The organism is Mesorhizobium sp. M1D.F.Ca.ET.231.01.1.1 (genome assembly GCF_003999155.2).
GTDB lineage: Bacteria > Pseudomonadota > Alphaproteobacteria > Rhizobiales > Rhizobiaceae > Mesorhizobium.
Genome location: NZ_RZOZ02000015.1, coordinates 33,293 through 49,017, shown reverse-complemented (window position 1 = coordinate 49,017; position 15,725 = coordinate 33,293). Strand labels below are relative to the sequence as shown.

General features: G+C 58.5%; 13 protein-coding genes and 1 pseudogene. 1 reads left to right on the top strand and 13 read right to left on the bottom strand.

What is annotated here, in order from left to right:
• Positions 1-946: 946 nt before the first annotated feature.
• Positions 947-1,471, bottom strand: coding sequence for a transposase (locus EN874_RS34965; protein ID WP_245265439.1), 525 nt, complete (start codon positions 1,469-1,471; stop codon positions 947-949).
• Between the two features lie 91 nt (positions 1,472-1,562).
• Positions 1,563-1,937 (bottom strand): annotated as a pseudogene (locus tag EN874_RS34960) (IS110 family transposase); the annotation flags it as partial.
• 701 nt (positions 1,938-2,638) lie between these two features.
• On the opposite strand from EN874_RS34960, the gene EN874_RS28895 reads away from it, so the two are divergent.
• The gene (locus EN874_RS28895; RefSeq protein ID WP_024505887.1) at positions 2,639-3,556 is read left to right on the top strand and encodes a LysR family transcriptional regulator; all 918 of its coding nucleotides are present in this window, start codon (positions 2,639-2,641) and stop codon (positions 3,554-3,556) included.
• Positions 3,557-3,604: 48 nt separating this feature from the next.
• Here EN874_RS28895 and EN874_RS28890 read toward each other — a convergent pair whose 3' ends face one another.
• The 11 genes from EN874_RS28890 to EN874_RS28840 form a co-directional block, all read right to left on the bottom strand.
• Entirely contained in the window at positions 3,605-4,408 is an 804-nt protein-coding gene (locus tag EN874_RS28890) for a TIM barrel protein (RefSeq protein WP_024505888.1), read from the bottom strand.
• 164 nt (positions 4,409-4,572) lie between these two features.
• The gene (locus EN874_RS28885) at positions 4,573-5,634 is read right to left on the bottom strand and encodes a LacI family DNA-binding transcriptional regulator (RefSeq protein ID WP_024505889.1); all 1,062 of its coding nucleotides are present in this window, start codon (positions 5,632-5,634) and stop codon (positions 4,573-4,575) included.
• Positions 5,635-5,906: 272 nt separating this feature from the next.
• Positions 5,907-7,193 carry a dicarboxylate/amino acid:cation symporter gene (locus tag EN874_RS28880; protein ID WP_126063813.1) on the bottom strand — a complete coding sequence of 429 codons (1,287 nt, stop codon included), beginning with the start codon at positions 7,191-7,193 and terminating at the stop codon, positions 5,907-5,909.
• Between the two features lie 377 nt (positions 7,194-7,570).
• Complete coding sequence (locus EN874_RS28875; protein ID WP_024505871.1) at positions 7,571-8,332, bottom strand: sulfotransferase; 762 nt, start codon at positions 8,330-8,332, stop codon at positions 7,571-7,573.
• Positions 8,333-8,621: 289 nt separating this feature from the next.
• A complete protein-coding gene (locus EN874_RS28870) occupies positions 8,622-9,410 on the bottom strand; it encodes an ABC transporter permease (protein WP_029356621.1) in 789 nt (262 codons plus the stop codon).
• Positions 9,411-9,413: 3 nt separating this feature from the next.
• Positions 9,414-10,328, bottom strand: a complete 915-nt coding sequence (nodI, locus tag EN874_RS28865) for a nodulation factor ABC transporter ATP-binding protein NodI (RefSeq protein WP_024505873.1) — start codon at positions 10,326-10,328, stop codon at positions 9,414-9,416.
• A gap of 260 nt (positions 10,329-10,588) precedes the next feature.
• Positions 10,589-11,914, bottom strand: coding sequence for a chitooligosaccharide synthase NodC (nodC, locus tag EN874_RS28860; protein ID WP_032899868.1), 1,326 nt, complete (start codon positions 11,912-11,914; stop codon positions 10,589-10,591).
• Positions 11,915-11,929: 15 nt separating this feature from the next.
• Positions 11,930-12,589 carry a chitooligosaccharide deacetylase NodB gene (gene nodB / locus EN874_RS28855; RefSeq protein ID WP_126057632.1) on the bottom strand — a complete coding sequence of 220 codons (660 nt, stop codon included), beginning with the start codon at positions 12,587-12,589 and terminating at the stop codon, positions 11,930-11,932.
• Positions 12,586-13,176, bottom strand: coding sequence for a NodA family N-acyltransferase (locus tag EN874_RS28850; protein WP_024505875.1), 591 nt, complete (start codon positions 13,174-13,176; stop codon positions 12,586-12,588). Before EN874_RS28850 ends, nodB begins: the two co-directional genes overlap by 4 nt.
• Before the next feature lie 853 nt (positions 13,177-14,029).
• Positions 14,030-15,238: a beta-ketoacyl-[acyl-carrier-protein] synthase family protein gene (locus EN874_RS28845; protein WP_127276661.1), complete on the bottom strand. Its 1,209-nt coding sequence runs from the start codon at positions 15,236-15,238 to the stop codon at positions 14,030-14,032.
• Positions 15,239-15,520, bottom strand: coding sequence for an acyl carrier protein (locus EN874_RS28840; protein ID WP_029356603.1), 282 nt, complete (start codon positions 15,518-15,520; stop codon positions 15,239-15,241).
• Positions 15,521-15,725 lie beyond the last annotated feature (205 nt).

Here is a 15,725-nt window from a genome sequence, read left to right as displayed (position 1 = left end):
ATGAAAAATCTCCTTTCGGGCGGTTTCTTAAGACGCTCGCCACGCCATGAGGCAGTGGGGGCATCGGTGTGCGTCAGGTGCTTCTGCCCATGCAGGATTCCAGAACATTGATGAAATCGTTTGTTTCGATGAAAGGCATCCACACTTTGGATAGTTGACCACGCGTTTCAAAGATCGTGAACTACATCTCGTCGTTGTGCTCGACGCACTCCCGACAGAGCGCAACCTCATGGGCGCGGCATGCAGGATTAACCGAGCCCAGCCGGTCATGAGTGCGGCCGGCGCTCGGCTGCTCGATTATTTGCGCGATAAGCTCGCGACCATGTCCGCGGAGGTATTCAAACTTAACGCTGCGTCCGGGAGCTCTTGCCCTCCAGTTCGCGACGCTCTCCCGCCCATCCAGTGCTCGTTTATTTCGTCGGATAGTTTGACCCGGCTCTACCGAATCGCCGCTTCAGGATCATTCTTCCCGATTTCGTCACGCTCGTATTTTCTGCCGCGTCCTACACCGATTGGGCGCGAACAAAACTGAGCGCCTTGGAACCCGAACCCGTGCGTCGTGACCGGGAGCATCCGGGGCGAACTCATCCGCTCGGGGGCATCGCATCACCGGACGGCGACAGGCACGGTCGACCGGCATCTCGGCATCGGCTGGGAATTCGTCCATGGTCTGCATTGGCGACGACGCTTCCTGAGGCCACGTAGCCCTTATGCCAAGCTGGGCGCCCGGTTTGCGGCATCCGTGCCTACCCTCTTCGGACCTCGTGGGTTCCAACCGGCGACGAGGCGTGCATAGGCGCCCTCGGCCTGCTCCACCCAGCGGCGCTCTTCTTCCCGGTGGCTCTTTATGTTGTAGGCGTGCGCTCCCTTTTGGCCGCGCACAGCCTTGCTCCCGGCCTTGAGTTCCACATCGCGCAAGCTTCTTGGCATGCAGGGAGGGTCGAGCCTACGCGTAACTCTCGCCCTTCTCAACAGATGACAGATCACGACAGAGAGTTTGCGTGCGGTTGCCACGGCCGCGACATGCTGTCCGCGCCGGGCTCGCACGCCGCAGGGAGAAGGCTCGCAACGGTCCGGGAGCACGAGCGGCCGCCCAGGCCGCCTCGACGAGCATGCCGCGCGCATGACCACGGCCCTGCTTGGTGATCCGCCCATGGTAGGCCGGACCTGGCCGGACTGCTGGACGCTTGGGTTCAACCCGAGATAGGTCACGAGCTTCTGCGGATCGTCGAAGCGCGACACGTCGCCGATCGCCGCCCTTCATCGCCAGCGCGACGGTGATGTCGACGCCGGGAATGGTCATCAGCCGCTTCACGCCTTCATCCTCGAGAGCCGAGCGGACAAGATCGCGTTCGATGACCTGGAGGTCTTCGCCCAATCGGTCGAACTCGCGCAGATGCCCATCGATCGCGAGGCGCTCGTCCTGCGGTACGACCTGCTCGATTACCAGGTCCGACCCTTGGCGCCGCACAGGTCGGCATGCGGGCAGGACGGATCAGGTGGCTATGAAGGATCGACTGGATGACGCTCTTCAATCGAGATCTCTGTCGGACAATCTGATTGCGCCGTGTCACCTGTCGACGCAGAGCCTGCGTCGGCTCGTCCGCAATCCAGACTTCTGGCAAGAAGCCGCTGGCATAGAGCTGCGCAAGAACGTCGGCGTCGATCGTCGTTTTGATCTTGGCATAGGCAACGATAAACACCTGTTTCGGCTTGGCGATCCCCACCTTCTTCACATGCGGCGCAATCACAGCTGCAGCGGACGTCGCGCTGCCGGTGGCCTCGATCACCCCGACATCGTTCGGCGACAGCTTCGCGGCGAACGCCGCCAGCAGATCGCGCCGCATGTCGACGCGGCCGAGTCGCCTGAGCCTGCCCTCCTCCCATGCCACTGCTTCGGCGAAGGCGCGGTGAATATCCAGTCCGATGATAAGCATGCCCGTTCCTCCTTCTTGGCTCGGTCAAAGACGGGAGCTGGCGGGCAACACGACATCTACTGATCCGCGCTCGCAGCGCATCCGGGAAAGTCGCCAGGGGCGGCCATGTAACGAGCTCGGGCTCTCAGCCCACGGTCTATTGACGGCCTGCCTGCACCTTTGTGCTCCCGGTGCCCCACGTCCCGGATGGGCTCACCATAAGGGCGTTCCAAAACAAGAACAGCAGGACGAGAAGACACCACAGATCACATACCGGATAGCGGCAAGGCCAAGCGCTTCGTTCAGATAGGCTTGCGCCAATGGGCTTAGGCCGAGCCTACAACAGCTCTCAAAAACGCTGCCGGACTGCTGCATTGGCTCGCCGATACAATTGGCACAGGCCTCACGGCAGCTTAGGATCAAACCGCCCATCAGTCGCCTCGGACTGGAAAGGTGCACCCTATTAGATTCCACGCCCAGCTAGGTCGGGGCCGCCGAAGACGCTGGTTGATAGCCCGGCGCCATCGGCCCGGCGTTTCAAACTGCCAATCTCTGACCTGCACAGTACGAACGATTGCTCGCTTCGGCAGATCACGCGGCTCATATGTCGGACCTTAACGTCATCCATCATAAACTTTTTGCGACAAAAGATTGCAAGAATGCTAAATTGTTAAAGTCGTTTGTTTCGGTTAAAGGCATCCATCCCATGGATGGCTGATGACATGCGTTTCAAAGGACTTGATCTAAATCTCCTCGTTGTGCTCGACGCACTCCTGACGGAGCGTAATCTCTCGGCGGCGGCACGCAGGATCAACCTGAGTCAGCCCGCCATGAGTGCGGCCGTCGCCCGACTGCGCGATTATTTCCGCGATGAACTGTTTACGATAAGAGGTCGCGAACGATTTCTAACCCCGCGTGCGGCAGCATTTGCCCCCGCAGTTCGCGACGCTCTCCAGCACATCCAGTGCTCGATTATTTCTTCGGATCCGTTTGACCCAGCTCGAGCCGATCGCCTCTTCAGGATCATTCTTTCCGATTTCGTCACGCTCGTGTTTTTCGAAAAGCTTGTGGAGCGTATTTCACGGGAAGCCCCCGCCGTCAGCTTCGAACTGCTGCCTGTCGACGATAGCCCCGATGAGCTTCTCCGGCGCGGTGACGTCGATTTTCTAATTCTACCGGATATGTTCACGTCGAGTGTGCATTCAAGCATTGCGCTGTTTGACGAGAAGCTCGTGTGCGTAGGCTGTCCCACAAACAAGCAGCTGCCACAGCAGCTTACATTCGAGAGATACATGTCGATGAGGCACGTCGCGGTCAGGTTCGGGCGTACGATGAAGCCGTCTATCGAGGAATGGTTTTTGCTTGAGCATGGCCTTAAGAGACGTGTCGAGGTCGCCGTGCAGGGCTTCAGCATGATTCCACCTATGGTGTCCGGCACAGCTCGTATAGCGACCATGCCCTTACGGCTGGTCAGGCATTTCGAAAAAACGTTCCCCCTGCGGGTTATCGAACTTCCGCTGCCATTTCCCACATTCACCGAGACCCTCCAATGGCCGGCCCTCCACAATAGCGATCCGGCAAGCATCTGGATGCGGGAGATAATGATACAGGAGGCATCTCGGATGGCTGCCCCGCTGTGAACCCTCGGAAAATTCAGGCGCACCTATAGTCACTACACCTGTCACCATCTACTTTGACGACAATAGCCCTCGCCGGATAAAGTCGATGCTGGCGGCAAGTGCGCCTGCGAGATCGTCCAGAGAATGGACTTCCTCGATCAGCTCGAACGAGAAAGGTCCCGCGTAGCCGCCATCCAGCAGCGCCTGAATCTGGCTGCCATTGTCGGAACCTGCAAGAAAGCGATCGGGGTAAATCCAGAAGGTCGGGTCGTTTACGCTTGAAATGTGCACCAGGCCGGTAAGCTCGCAGAACAGGCATGTCTCCCCGGCCAGGGTGTGGTGGAACGTGTCGTGCACGAGGCGAAAGACGGACTGGCCATCAACCGCGGCAACGGCCTCGGCCGCTTCCTTCTTTGATCGAAGCGAGCAGGTTCGGAAACCCAGCGGCTCGATGAGACCGATCAGACCCCGCGACTGGAGGATTGGCTTGATCTCGTTTAGAGCGAAACGAAGATTGTCCTGGCGCTCGCTATTGGTGGGCCACGAGCTGCGGTTGGCCGGCACCAACACGAGCGTCTCTGCCCCGCACGCCGTCGCATAATCGGCGAGGTTGCTTGCCTCGGCCTGACGCGTTGGAGTCCAGTCGTTGAACCGCTGCAAGGCGTTGACAGAGATGATCGTGACGCCCGCTTCGGTAGCGGCAAACCGAACGTCCGCAGCCGGAATGCCGCGTGCGACAGGATTGCTGAAATGAGGGTAACGGATTTGGACGTCGGTCAGGCCTTGGTCACGGGCAAGCGCGAAAAGCGCACTGACGTCAAGGCGGGGCGCCGCCATGTGATCGAGTGCAAAGCGGGGCGATACCTGGCGCATTGCTTGACTTTCCTTCCATGAAGCGCGGCTGCCATTTCGGCATCCGGCTTCTTTCAAGACGGAACCACGCCGGTTCACAGATCGGACAGAGACGGCCGAGTCAATCGAGCTTTCCTTTCATCGGTGAAAGGAAAATGGGCGCTCATGATAGAAATCCATCAAGGTCAAATATTTTCCGGAAGATAAATGTCGAACGGCAGAAATGTCTGCCCCGGGCTCTCCGCGACGCCGGCTTTGATGGCCCGCTCCATTGCCATTATCAGCTCCTGGCAAAGTCGGCGCATTGGCGTGCCGACCGCCATCGTCAAGATGTCATCCGCAAGCGCCCCACGTGACTGCGGCGTCATTTCACTCACGATCGCGACGAGATCCTGACCGCTCCCCTCTTCTCGGAGCGCGGAAATTGCTCCCTCTATACCCCCGCCGGCCATATAGAAGCCGACGAGCTCTGGTTCCCGCTGCATAAGATCCAGCAATTTTTCGTAAGTGAGCTGCCGTTCATCAAGGTTCACGAGCGGATCAAGCACCTCGAATTTGGGCGCGTTCTCACGAAAATAGGCACGAAAGGCCGTTTCCCGCGTCGCATGCGCCTGGAAGCGATGGCTTCCGACAAACACCGCCACCTTGCCGGGCCGTTTTGCGGCCTTGGAAAACACCCAAGCGGCAGTCCGTCCGACCTTGCTGTTGTTGAGGCCGATGTAGCCCTCGCGCACGCCATCGGCGAAGTCGGATAACAGCGAAAATACCGGGATACCTTTCGCCTTGAGCTCCTCGACTGATGCTGTGATTTTCGGGTGATCGGCCGCCACCATGGCGATCGCCTGGCAGCGGCTTCCAAGGTCCTTAAGAAGCGGGAGCAGGTCACGCGGCAAATGTGACTGCGCGAACTCGATGATCGGAAGGCCGTGGAAGGATTTAGCCATACTGACCGACTCTTCAATATTGCGAGCGAAATCTTGGTAAAAATCGTGGGCAGGTTTTCTCAAGATGAAGCCCAGCTTGTAGTGCGGCAGGTGCTGCTGCAAGCGCTGTTTGATGAGACCGGCAGCATGATAGCCGATCGCGTGCGCGGCCGCATGGACCCGCTGGGCGGTCTCCTCTCGCACCGGAAGGCGGACGTTCAGAACCCGATCGACTGTTGCTACGCTGACTCCGGCTTCGCGGGCGAGATCGGCAATTGTGACGCGCTTTCCCCTAGCGATTCTGATCGGCCGGTCCTCCGTCATCCGGTGCGATCCCGCGACGGCTTGGGGCGGCAAGCTGAAATAGTTACCACACCCCACGGTTGATAACGCATTCGACGAACAGCGCTCCATGCGGACCCAGATGAGTTTCCGTGAACCGTTCGTTTGCTTAGGGGCTTCATGGTGTTGTATTACTCTCCGCGTTAGTACACTATTTCCAGCGCTCTTTGGAGGCCGGCAATTCGACTGCTGTGAAGGCCGTGACTTACACGTCGCGCTATTGCTTGCTTGCGGGGAGCCCGTTTGATGTAACCCTAACCGCGGAAAGCGGCTTCCATCCGGGACTGGTCCAATTCGCCTTCCCAGCGAGCGACAACGAGCGATGCCACCGCATTACCGACTAAATTCGTCAGCGCGCGGCATTCCGACATGAAGCGGTCCACGCCAAGAATTAGAGCCATTCCGGCAACGGGAACACTCGGCACGACAGACAGAGTAGCGGCCAATGTGATGAAGCCGGCGCCGGTGACGCCTGCCGCACCCTTCGAGGAAAGCATCGCAATTAGCAGCAGGAGGATCTGATCGGCAATTGACAAATCTGTGTTCGTCGCCTGCGCGATGAAGAGGGCGGCGATCGTCATGTAGATATTGGTGCCGTCCAGATTGAATGAGTATCCAGTAGGGATGACGAGACTTACGACCGAACGCGCGGCGCCGGCCTTCTCCATCTTCTCCATGAGCGAGGGCAGCGCGGCCTCCGAGGAGGACGTTGCCAGGACAAGCAGCAGCTCGTCCTTGATGTAGCGGACAAGAGAAAAGATCGAGAAGCCGTTGCAGCGGCAGACCACGCCGAGAACCCCGAACACGAAGAGGAAGGCGGTCAGATAGAACGTCGCGACCAGTATCGCGAGGTTGGCCACCGAACCGATTCCGTATTTGCCGATCGTAAAGGCCATAGCGCCGAAGGCGCCGATGGGTGCAGCCTTCATCAGAATGCCGACGAGCTTAAAAATGGGGGCGGTGAGCGCCTGGAGAAAGGTAACGACCGGCCTGCTCGTCTCTCCGGTCATCGCCAGAGCAATGCCGAACAAGACCGAGAAGAACAAGACTTGCAGGATGTCGCCTTCCGCGAAGGCACTGGCAATCGTTGACGGGATGATGTTCATCAGGAAGCTGGTCACGGACTGCTCGTGAGCCGTGGCCACATAGCCCTTAACGGCTTCGACATCGAGCGAGGCCGGATCGATGTTGAGGCCGGCGCCAGGCTGAACGATATTCGCGACAATCAGCCCGACAACGAGTGCAAGCGTCGAGAAGGTAAGGAAATAAACCATCGCCTTGGCGGCAACTCGGCCGACCTTCTGCAGATCGCTCATGCCGGCAATGCCGGTCGCAATTGTCAGGAAGATGACAGGTGCGATAATCATCTTGATGACTTTGATGAAGGCATCGCCGAGCGGCTTCAGGCTTTGGCCGGTTTCCGGATAGAGGTAGCCAATTGCGGCTCCAAGGACCATGGCGGCAAGTACCTGCACGTAGGTCCGGGCAAAATGGCGCTTGCGGGGCGCTGCGATCGCGCGGGGGACTCTTGGAACCAACATCGTTTCTCTCTCCCTGACCGGATCGGGGTGGGGGCTCCTCCTTCTCCCATGCTGCGCTCCGGTCGAGCGCTGCTGTCATCTCGGAGCAAGCGCCGTGCCAACTGGACGCCTGTCCCGTCCAGCGAGATTGGTGCAGTTGCGCACTGGAACCCTCCACCTTGCCGGAATTCTGCACTCGAGGCTCGCCAAAGATCGCGTCTGAGGAAGTGCTTCATCAGAGAGGGAATTGACCAGGTCGCCTTGCGCCCGTGCCCTTTGATGTTCGCCGCAGATCGACTGCCGGTTGCCTTGGTGACTTTGGTTTGTCAGTTTTGGAACGGAATGCGCGCAAACTGCAGGATATCCTACACGCCCATCAGAGCACGCGGTACAAGCGATTAAGCGTAGGAGCGCATTGAATCTCCGAGGTCAAAAAATCTTGAATAAGGTCCGCGTGCGAAGTGAATCCGCAACTCGTCAAAGTTCTCCACCGTTTGATCAAGCGGTCGCGTTTCCTGGCGCTGCAAGATGGCGTTATCTGATGGCTCAAGCGCTGGAACGCCCAGGAAATCCCAAACCGCTCCCAAGCATTGGGCAGGTTCGTGAAGTAGGCTCTCGTATTCCATTACAAGCAGGTTGGTCGACGTGAAGGAGTCCATAACGCGAGCGTGAAAATCGTCGGCGGCTTTGAAATAAGCCTCACAGTCGGCGATTGACAACCTGACGCTCGGTGGCCGAGCGGTATCGTTGTCCGAGCTGAACTTCAGCCACTGACCGCTTTCCCTGGCCTGCACAAAGGATCGGAGCGATTCCAATACGTTTCGGCGAACAACGAGGATGACCTTGAGTGCTGGCCAACGAGCTAATTCCGCAAAGAATGCTGGACGCTCGCGAAACTGAGGTTCATTGATCTTGCAGCCAAGATGCGTCACATTCTTGTAGTCGCGCATAGGGCAGCGCACATAGGCAAGCTCAAGAAGCTCGCGATCCGTGCCTAGCAGGCGATCCGTGCTGGGCCAATTGGGATCATATTCGTTTAGCAACTCACCGTTACTCAGAACGGTCGGATGCTCGTTTAGCAATTCTTCTAAATAGTGTGTTCCGGTCCTTGGCATAGCAAGGATCACAAAAGGCTCAGGAGTTGGTTCGTTGTGGGTCATTGCATGTGTATCCAACTAAATAATGGCCGCGACGGTCTGGGGACGCGCACAAGAAGCTTGGCTGCTATCGCTTGAACGCTCCGGGTGGGTCCGCGCGCCTCACCACCCAGCCTGTACTCCGAGGTGTGGTCGCGAAGATGGGCGCGTGCCTGCAGCGGCTGGGTGGCGCCCGGCTTCGGCGTTGTTGTACCACTCGCGATTCCTGGCACACGCATGCCTCCGGGCCGCTGGGGGCAGTTTGCAATCCGGCATTGCGGACCTCCTTCTCGTTGATGGGCGTAGGTAAGCGTCAACGCATTAGTCGTCGATGAAACAGTCCAGCCGACAGAAAAAAAGGCAATACAGCGAACATGCAAAGTGCGCCTATATGCAGCCCTACATTGTCGCCCAGGCGGCCGAGCATCACCGGACGGATTAGATCGATAGAATTCGCCAGCGGCGAGAAGGCCGCAATCTGCTGAAACACTCCTGGCAATTGGCCGACTGGAAAAACCGCGCCCGAAAGGAACAGCATGGGTGTGATGACAAGCGTCTGATAGAAAATAAAATAGTGATAACTGGGCGCGAGCGCGATGACGAGCATGGCCAGGCTCGCAAAGGCGAACCCGGTGAGAGCGATGACCGGCAGCACGTAGAGAACCGACGTCCACGCGGCATAACCTAGCGCGGCGGCAACAATCGCAATTGTCGTACCGGCCAGAAAGGCCTTTGTGGCTGCCCAGGTCAATTCACCGAGAACGATGTCGCCGAGGGTAAGTTGTGTGTGCAGGATTGCTTCCCAAGTGCCCTGATCGCGCATTCGACCGAAAACCGCGTAAATTGTTTCGAAGGTTGATGCTGTCATCGCGCTCGTCGCAACCATGCCGGCTGCCAGAAAGGCGATGTAGGATGCACCTTCGATGCGGCCTACCAACAGTCCAAGGCCAGTGCCGAGCCCGAAAAGGTAAATCATCGGATCAGCAAGGGTGCCGAGCATTGAAGCAAATGCCACCTTCTTCCATGCCAGATGATTGCGGCGCCACACCGCGATCCAGTTCCAGGCGTTGGCGGGTAGAGCGGCCGCAAAACGTTCACCCATTGCTCACTTCTCCATCTCACGTCCGGTTAACCTCAAGAAAACGTCCTCCAGACTGGGTGGACGCTCTAGAATACGCAGACCCGCTCGACCGCGAAGCTGGATGCGCACATCCTCCGGCTCAGGCGCATAGCAAAAGAGCGTCTCGCCGCTTACCTCGACACGCTGAACGTACGGTCTGATCAGCGAAATCAGCTCCTGTGGATTGCCGCCGAAGATCTCGATCACGTTGCACCCAATGTACTCGTCGATCAGCGCATGAGGACTGCCCTCGGCGATCTTGCGTCCCCGCTCGAGAACACACAGCCGATCACAAAGCCGCTCAGCCTCTTCCATGAAATGGGTGGTCAAAATGATCGTTTTTCCGCTCGCCAGCAGGAAACGAAGTCGCTCCCAGATCAGATGGCGGGCATGCGGGTCGAGGCCGGTCGTGGGCTCATCCATCACAAGCAACTGGGGGTCGTTGATCAGAGCACGTGCCAGCGTCAGGCGCCGCTTCATCCCGCCGGATAGCAGGCCGACACGTGAATCCGCCTTGCTCTCAAGGCGAGCGAACTCGAGGAGCCGTGGGATGACGGCGTTGATCTCTCTTGTACTCATGCCGAAGTAGCGCCCGAACACCAACAGGTTCTCGCGTACCGTAAATTCCAGGTCGAGATTGTCGAACTGCGGGACCACGCCTATGCCCTTGCGGGCCAAGCGGCTGCGTGCCGGCACTGGTAGACCGAGGACTGTTATATCACCCGCGTCAGGCCGGGTCATACCGAGGAGCATACGCGCAATCGTGCTCTTGCCTGCGCCGTTCGGCCCCAGCAGACCGAAGCACTCTCCCGATGCAACGGTGAAGGACAGCCCGTCCACAACGAGCTTGTTTCCGAATAATTTGGTTACGCCGGTAAGGTCGATTGCTACATTGGACATGCGTCTATCTCAAGCGGAATGAGTCCGATTGGCCACCGGCAGCTTACTTGCGAATTCTGGTTCAGAGCAGGCCACCGCCTTGAGATGGCACCTTTGGAAAGTCGCGGCCGGAGCGACGCGTGTATCGCTTCCGCCAAAGAATAACGTCAAGATGCCACGTGTCGCTTCCAGATAGTTCCCGTTCTGACCATAGGTAACTCGAAAGCTTCACCCCGTGTCGACTGACACAACTTACTCGGTCACTCGGCGCTGCAAGGCCGTCAGACTTCACCAGCTGTGAGCGAAAGATCTGCAGTATGAAGTGACTCCGCAATTCCAGAATTGCCCGCAGCATTTGCTCCGGCAAGCGGCATCGCGCTTGTGATTTCCTTTGTGCTCCTGTTGGGCAGGGGAACACTTTTACGCGACAGCCAATCGCTATTGCTCAATGTACACAGGGCGTAAGCCTTCAAGGGGATCAACAGGAATATCCTGATTAACGCGTGCATTGAATAGCCGATGAATCGAAGCTGCCGAGTGCGGAAAGATAACACCGTAGATCTGATTATGGTCATCGTGACAATAGCCAGCACCGTCCACCAATTTACTGTATGTGAAAATAGTAGCTCACCGAGCGCCGTTACTACCGCGATGCCGAGCAACAATGGGCCGAGATTCTCTCCCATCACATCCAAAGTTAGATAGCGATCCAGGCCACGCAGTAGACCTCGCGCAAGCATCGTGTCCCGGAAGGTGCTTCGTGCCCAGCGGAGTTGTTGGCGCAAATAAGGTCCCATCTTGTCCGGAACGACTGTCGCCGCGACGGCACCTGGAACGTACTCGGTTCGAAAGCCTGCTTTCAGCATGAGGATCGTAAGATGACGGTCTTCACCGAAGTCGCTTGGTTTCCCCCTGAACAGCTGCGTCTCGTATTGATCCAGCAGAGAAAGGAGACAAGACCGGCGGTACATTGCACATGGGCCGCAGCAGCACATGACCGCACCAAAGCGACCTTGCGCCGCGCGCTCCTCATTGCAAGCCAGCCAGTATTCCATATCGATCAATCGGGTCAACCAAGTGTCGCTGCGGTTGTATGCCGTCAGCTGGCCCATGGCCGCTCCGACCATGGAATCCCGCATTTTTACTGCAAGCTTTGTGATGACGTCGGACGCAAGTGTCGTGTCAGAGTCGACGCTGAGCACGAAATCTCCAGATGAGCGGCGGATGGCGGCGATCTGCGCCTTGCGTTTGCCAACATTCTCGCGGAGCAGAATGAAATTGAATCTCGGGTCGCCCTCGTAGGCGTGATGTACCGGGATGACGGCATTACGATTTCCAGAACCGTCGTCAACCAGATAGACCTGAAATGTTCCGGCGTAATCTTGATTTGCAATGGAAGCTAAACACGCCGCGAGTGTGCGCGGGTCCTCATTGTAGCAGGGGATAATGACATCCACGCTCGGCCAACGGTCGGATCCGAACAAGCTTTCCGACGGCGGCGTAACATTTTCCGGTTGGGAGTAGACCGCTTGCATGCCTCTGTAAACAGTCGAGAGCACCGCATAAGACGAAACGGCAACAGTACTGGCTGTGGTGAGAAGGTCCATAGGATCTCTGTTTGTTCAGGGGTGTTGAGGAAGTGATCGGATTACAAATCCGCGGCCGTGCAATTCTGGAATTAGGCGTGACAACGCTGTCACCGTCTGGTCGCGCAGACTGGCTTGATTGCCTGGTTGCAATTCGTCGGGAGCGCACCCGTCGTGCAACAGCACGATTGCGCCCGGCCGGATATCGGCGAGCACTCTGTCGACGATGGCGTCAACGCCGGGGCGAGACCAGTCGCGTGGATCAATGGACCAATGGACGGGCGCCAATGCCGCACCCGCTGATGCAGCGATTACTTCTTCGGTCCAGATGCCATACGGTGCACGAAAGTACCGAACCATGGCCTGCGGGCAAGCCATCCCTATGACTCTGTTTGCCTCAACTATCTGGCAGTCGACTTCGACGGACCCGCATTTGGCCAGGTCCGGATGAGTCATCGTGTGGTTGGCTATACCGTGCCCGTCTGTAATAATTCGGCGAACGAGTTCCGGCTCGTCGGCCGCGTAGGCCCCAACAACGAAGAAGGTCGCCGTCACCTGATGTTGCGCCAGCACATTGAGTATCTGCGGTGTGAAAAATGAATTGGGACCATCGTCAAACGTCAGATAGACGCTGCGCTCTGCAGTGCCATCGGCATTGTCACTCTGCCCTTCGCATATGTAGTCCAGAGGCTTCATAGTTCCGGACCGTTCCGGTCGATCAGGGTACCGGACGGCCACTCGTCCATCGAGCGTCCGATCGGCGAAACCAACACGAGTACGTCTTCCAGGCGCGTGGGCGGCAGGTCGGGATGCACATCTGGACGGGTCGATCGTACGCGAACGCCCGACACAATGTTCGCGAGGCCGGCTCTGCAGAATCTTTCGACATGGTTTCGCAGCGCGTGCCGAACCGTGCCGAAAGCGAATGGAACACCCAACTGATGGAGCACTGGGTACGCCACGCGCATCGAAAAACCGATTCCGAGCCCTTCAAGATCCGGACGAACCGCGTACAGGCCCAATTCAGCGACGATCAAGTCGACCTCGCCAACTTTGATGAAGCGCCGCAGCATGCCGATGTGAGCCGCTACCCCATGCGCGTCGTAGCCGATTGCGCGGAATTCCGGCCTCGCGCCGGCCCAACTGCGGCCGCCTTCGAATGGCTCCGCGTTGAAGGCGCCAGTCCGTCCATAGGTCTTTCGAAAAAAGTCGGAGAGTTCGACATGGTCGGCCAGTTGCAGCTCATTTTCCCAGCACAACTTCCAATCGACATTCGGGCGCATGGAAGACCTCACCTTGGAGCTGTCTGGTTGAGATAAATGTCCAAGCATTGGTTAAATAATTGGCATCGCACCAACGGGGCGTAACTTGTGGAGACCGCCGAAAGACCAAGCCGTAATGCAGATGCGACTGACTTTGTGCGCCCCGCACACCAGATGATGCTCCTCGGATCCAACGCAACCATGGGAACTACCTATCTTTCCAACTTGAAGCGCCTCTATGGGACCTGCAGCAAAAACGGTAAAATCCTTTGTTTAGATGAAAGGTATCCACGCTTTGGATAACTGGGCGAATGCGTTCCATATGGCTGGTCAATTATCGTCGTCACGCTCGAGGCACTTCTGACGAAGCGCAAAGCTCACGCCCGCGGCACGCGCGGCCGTTGCCGGGCCGCGCGATTATCTCCGTAAGAGCCGAGCGGAGCTCAGACACGACGATTGATCAGAATCTGATTCGCGGGTTCAGTATCTCTTTCGTGTATCCAGCTCTGGGCTGTCCTTTGGCGGGAGTTAGGTTCGCCCAGGTTCTGAGCCTGGGGCGTCGGCCCGTTCGCCGCACAGGCTCCTTCGCACATCGTCGAGGCCGAGAAAGAGGGGGCCACACAGCTCCCCCTGTACTTTCCACCACCCGACACCAGCGCTCACCCAGGGCGCCGGCCTTGCTCACCTCAACGGATAGCGCACTCGCGCCGCTTCACGATTAAAAGAATTCTACAAGCAGATGCCTGTTTGATCGTGAGACGTCCGCTGCCAATTCCCGCATCGCAGAGGCAGCCAATAGCGCTCGCTTCACATAGTGGTCCGGCAAGCAGCTAGATACGACAGGTGACCTCAAATGAGGCGTCTTGCATGGCTTCTACACCTGCCTGAATGCCAGAACTGCGTTCGTACCGCCCATGGCGAAGGCGTTGCTCATGGCGACGCGCACCTTGCGCTCGCGCGGCACATTGGGTGTGATGTCGAGGTCGCAAGCGGGATCTGGCTCGCGATAGTTGGCGGTCGGCGGCACGACGTCCTCTTGGATTGCCATCACGCAGGCGATCATTTCAAGCGCGCTCGCTGCGCCGAGGCAATGCGCGTGCGTGGACTTGGTGGAAGAGATGGACATCAAATAAGCGTGGTTTCCAAACACACGCTTGATCGCCGCCGTTTCAGTCTGATCATTGCTTTTGGTACCGGTGCCGTGCGCGTTGAGGTAGTCGACGTCCTCGGCATTCAGCCCGGCATCGGCAAGGCAGGCGCGCATCGCCGACGCTGGCCCCTCGACAGATGGCGCGGCAATGTGGAAGGCATCGGCGGAAAGGCCGACGCCGGCGATCTCGGCAAGAATTGTGGCACCACGCCTCGTGGCATGCTCGTAGCTTTCCAGCACGGCCATGCCCGCACCCTCGCCCAGCACCAGGCCCTTCCTATCGGCGGAGAAGGGCCGGCAGGTATCGGGTGAAAGCACGCGCATTGCTTCCCATGCTTTCAGCACGCCCCATGCGAAGGGTGCGTCGCTGCCTCCGGAAACCATTACGTCGGCCCGGCCCAGCTTGATCTGGTCCACCGCCGAGGCGATCGCATGGTTGGCCGAGGCACATGCGGAGGTCACCCCGAAGACCGGCCCGCGCAAGCCGAGGCTCAAGCTCACCTGGCCGGCGGCGGCGCTTGGCATCGTTTTGGGTACAGCGAGGATGCCAACTCGCCTCGCGCCGTCCAAAAGGAGGGCCCGGTAAGTTTCCTCCATCACATCCCAGCCCAAGCCGCCGACGCCCACTGTCGCGCCGAAGCGATGGGCATTCCCCTCGTCGCAGGAAAGTCCGGCCTGCCGCATGGCTTCGCGCGCTGCAAGCACGGCGAGCAAGCTGAAGCGGGCCATGGAGACGAACTGCTTGCGATTGATGTCGTGCTGGGGCAGCGCCTTGATCTCAGCGCCGGTCATGCCCTCCAGGTCATGAAGCTCGGAATTGGCGATCGGGCCGATGGCGGAGCGGCCTTCGCGCATCTCTTTCCACATAGAGGCGGCGTCGGTGCCCAGTCCGCACAGGCCGCCCACTCCGGTGATAACGACGCGCCTGTCCATTCAAGCCTCCTTCGCAAGCAAGCCGCGGACGGCTTCCACGACGTCGCCGACATTCTTGAGATTGGACCAGGCATCGGCCGTGTTCATGTCGATCTTGATGCCGTAGGCCTGCTCCACATCCCAGAGGACGTCCGCCAAACCCAGCGAATCAAACCCGAGCGCGTCCAGTTCCGTGGCGATTGTTATCTCGCCGACGAATGACGCAGGCATTCCCTCACCGCTCTCCGACTCGGCGCGTTTCTTGATCAGGGCAATGACGTCCGTTGCGAATTGATCGGCCATTCTGTTTCCTGTCTTTCTTTCCCGCGTTTCGACCTGGACGCGGCTCAGTTCCTGAGGCGCGCCGCGTCGCGAAAGCCATCACGCTTGGGCAACTGACAAAGCCCAATGCTCATAAAGCCGGATCAGGTCCGGCCGGTGTGTGGCGTAGGTGCAGTATGACGATGTGAGCCGCTACACCGTGCGCGTCTCCCAGTCTGTCCATAGA

Excerpts from the sequence above, each read along its gene's own strand:
- EN874_RS28895 (WP_024505887.1), top strand. The coding sequence starts at position 2,639 with ATGCGTTTCAAAGGACTTGATCTAAATCTCCTCGTTGTGCTCGACGCA.
- EN874_RS28875 (WP_024505871.1), bottom strand. The coding sequence starts at position 8,332 with ATGACCCACAACGAACCAACTCCTGAGCCTTTTGTGATCCTTGCTATG.
- nodC (WP_032899868.1), bottom strand. The coding sequence starts at position 11,914 with ATGGACCTTCTCACCACAGCCAGTACTGTTGCCGTTTCGTCTTATGCG.
- EN874_RS28850 (WP_024505875.1), bottom strand. The coding sequence starts at position 13,176 with ATGCGCCCGAATGTCGATTGGAAGTTGTGCTGGGAAAATGAGCTGCAA.
- nodB (WP_126057632.1), bottom strand. The coding sequence starts at position 12,589 with ATGAAGCCTCTGGACTACATATGCGAAGGGCAGAGTGACAATGCCGAT.
- EN874_RS28840 (WP_029356603.1), bottom strand. The coding sequence starts at position 15,520 with ATGGCCGATCAATTCGCAACGGACGTCATTGCCCTGATCAAGAAACGC.
- EN874_RS28880 (WP_126063813.1), bottom strand. The coding sequence starts at position 7,193 with ATGTTGGTTCCAAGAGTCCCCCGCGCGATCGCAGCGCCCCGCAAGCGC.
- EN874_RS28890 (WP_024505888.1), bottom strand. The coding sequence starts at position 4,408 with ATGCGCCAGGTATCGCCCCGCTTTGCACTCGATCACATGGCGGCGCCC.
- EN874_RS28845 (WP_127276661.1), bottom strand. The coding sequence starts at position 15,238 with ATGGACAGGCGCGTCGTTATCACCGGAGTGGGCGGCCTGTGCGGACTG.
- nodI (WP_024505873.1), bottom strand. The coding sequence starts at position 10,328 with ATGTCCAATGTAGCAATCGACCTTACCGGCGTAACCAAATTATTCGGA.
- EN874_RS28885 (WP_024505889.1), bottom strand. The coding sequence starts at position 5,634 with ATGACGGAGGACCGGCCGATCAGAATCGCTAGGGGAAAGCGCGTCACA.
- EN874_RS28870 (WP_029356621.1), bottom strand. The coding sequence starts at position 9,410 with ATGGGTGAACGTTTTGCGGCCGCTCTACCCGCCAACGCCTGGAACTGG.